This is a genomic window from Allgaiera indica, assembly GCF_900106675.1.
Classification (GTDB): Bacteria; Pseudomonadota; Alphaproteobacteria; order Rhodobacterales; family Rhodobacteraceae; genus Acidimangrovimonas; species Acidimangrovimonas indica.
The window spans coordinates 1-2,359 of the sequence record NZ_FNOB01000064.1; the positions used below are offsets into that span (position 1 = coordinate 1).

Below are 2,359 nucleotides of genomic sequence, written 5' to 3' on the forward strand. Positions count from 1 at the left end.
CGCGCGCACTTCGGGGGAAAACTTGTTCGTCGTCTTGCTCATGATGCTCCATCCTACTCAGGAGTTGGAGCCTCCGGCAAACCCGGCGCGGTTCATTTCCTCATGTCGTCTGCTCCTTCAGGTTGGGCAGACTCTACATCACAGCGAGGGAACTTCCGGGGGGCAGGTCACAATCAATACATCTGCCCGGAGGGCCAGACGCTGAAGCAGTTCCGCCGGAACTACTCCGACCCGAACCGAGGGCCGACCGGCGAGGGCGTCGCCAAATACCGCGGCCTGAAGCACATCTGCCAGGCCTGCCCTTCGAAGCTGCGCTGCTGCCCGAACATGGACTTCCGGTCCATCACCCCCGAGGAGCATGAAGATGCCCGTCAGGTTGCCCGGGACATCGCGAAGACCAGGCAATACGAAGTCTCGATGAAGCTCCGAAAGAAGGTCGAGATGCTCTTCGCGCACCTCAAGCGCATCCTGGGCCTCGGACGCTTCCGACTACGTGGCCCGTGCGGCGCAAACGACGAATTTCTCCTCGCCGCAACCGCCCAGAACCTCAGGAAGCCGGCGAAGATCTTTCCCGCACCGCAGCAACCGCGAAAAGCCTGATAGGAAAGGCAGCCGCGCATCACCAAAGCTTCCAATTTCCGCAATCGCGAACAGGTGTTTTTCCACAGAACCGGCGGGAAGCAGGCATTCGCTGCGAGTTACTCAAACGGCGGCAATGCGAGAAATCGAAGCTCCATTCCCGAGAGAAATCCTGACGAAGAGCGACATCCCACGGAGCACCTGTCGTCGCTTTCCAAACACCGGGGGCCGCGGTTTCAAGCGCGTGGCGCCGAAGACGCCGCGCGCAATTGCTCCTTTCAGAGCTGCTGACTGGTCGGGCGGAAGAGGATCTCGTTGATGTCCACCTCCTCGGGCTGGGACATCGCGAAGAGGACGCAGCGCGCGAAACTGTCCGCTGGGATGGCGTATTCCTCGTAGAAGTCGCGGATGCCCTTGGCCACGTCCGCCTCGGTGATGTGGTCGGTCAGTTCAGTCGCCACCGCGCCCGGCGAGAGGGTGAGGACGCGGATGCCGTGGGGCTTCACCTCCTGCCGCAGCCCTTCCGAGATCACGCGCACCGCGTGCTTGGTCGCAGAATAGACCACGCCGCCGGGGCGCACCGTATGGCCTGCAACCGACGAGACGTTGATGATCTGGCCGCTCTTCTGGGCCTGCATATACGGCAGGGCGGCGGCGATGCCATGGAGCACCCCCTTGATGTTCACGTCGATCATCTGGTTCCAGTCGTCGATCTTCAGCCGCTCCAGCGGGGAATGCGGCATGAGCCCGGCGTTGTTCAGGATCACGTCGATGCGGGCGTGCAATTCGACCGCACGGTCGACCAGCGCCTTGACCTGCGCGGCATCCACTACGTCAGTCTGGACCACGGCGTCGTGGGAAACCCCGATCTCGTCGGCCAGAGCCGTCAGGCGCTCAACTCGGCGTGCACCGAGCACCACCTTGGCCCCAGCCTTCGCGAGGTGGCGGGCTGTCTCGGCACCCAGTCCACTGGATGCACCTACGATGACCACAACCTTACCCTCGATATTGTCCGTCATGTCTTTCTCCTTTCCATGTTTCAACTCAGGCCTTGCCTGAGAGGTAATCTTCGTCACCTACCTGTTCGAGCCATGTGACCGGCGAACCGTTCACAAGTTCGGTGATGGCGCCGCCGGTGCGGGCCGGTTGCTCGGCCCTGAAGGGGGTGTCGATACGGACCATGCCAGTGAAATACTCGGTCGCCCCCTTCGCCGAGGCGCTGGCGCCGTTACGAATGATATCCGTTATCGGTTCCTTGTTCTGCTCCGCGACTGCTCGGTCTGCTGCTGTCAAAGCCGCGGTTCGACAGAGCCCAGCCACCCCTTGACCGGCTCGAGCGTGTCCCGTTCCTGATCGCGCCTGAGCACGAAGGGCGTCAGGATCCGCGCGCCGGGGGAAAGGGTGGCCGGCGTTTCAGGCGCGCGCCTGGCCCATAGCCGCCGTGGGTGATGAACGGCACGATCGTTTTGCCTGTCAGGTCGTGGGTTTTCAGGAAGGTGCGCACCGGGGCGGGCAGCGCCATGCCCCAGATCGGAAAGCCCGGAAACACCGTCCGGTAGCGGGAAGACCAGCCGGACGAAGGTTTCGACGGCGCGCATGAGGTCCCGCCCGAGATCGCACGTCAGGTCACTCTGGCATACCTGGATCGCCATTATCGCGAAACGCTGGACCAGCCGCTCCCGGCGTTGGACGGCAAGACACCACGCAAGGCAGTTCGCAGTGCTGCCGGGCGGACGAAGGTGGTGGAGTGGCTGAAATACCTGGAAAATGCCAGCGCGAA

4 protein-coding genes are annotated in these 2,359 nt (G+C 62.9%); 1 reads left to right on the forward strand and 3 read right to left on the reverse strand.

The window, feature by feature from the left end; genetic code table 11:
* On the forward strand, nucleotides 1-600 hold a 600-nt coding region (locus tag BLV97_RS20525), incomplete at its 5' end, for a transposase (protein ID WP_244521083.1).
* A gap of 257 nt (nucleotides 601-857) precedes the next feature.
* Here BLV97_RS20525 and BLV97_RS20530 read toward each other — a convergent pair.
* The 3 genes from BLV97_RS20530 to BLV97_RS21720 all read right to left on the reverse strand — a co-directional run.
* A complete protein-coding gene (locus BLV97_RS20530; protein WP_035841532.1) occupies nucleotides 858-1,598 on the reverse strand; it encodes an SDR family oxidoreductase in 741 nt (246 codons plus the stop codon).
* A 25-nt stretch (nucleotides 1,599-1,623) separates the two neighbouring features.
* Entirely contained in the window at nucleotides 1,624-1,872 is a 249-nt protein-coding gene (locus BLV97_RS20535; protein WP_244521084.1) for a hypothetical protein, read from the reverse strand.
* Nucleotides 1,869-2,359, reverse strand: a 491-nt coding sequence (locus tag BLV97_RS21720) for a hypothetical protein (RefSeq protein WP_244521085.1), incomplete at its 5' end; no start/stop codon positions are given. The genes BLV97_RS20535 and BLV97_RS21720, both read right to left, overlap by 4 nt.

Excerpts from the sequence above, each read along its gene's own strand:
- BLV97_RS20530 (WP_035841532.1), bottom strand. The coding sequence starts at position 1,598 with ATGACGGACAATATCGAGGGTAAGGTTGTGGTCATCGTAGGTGCATCC.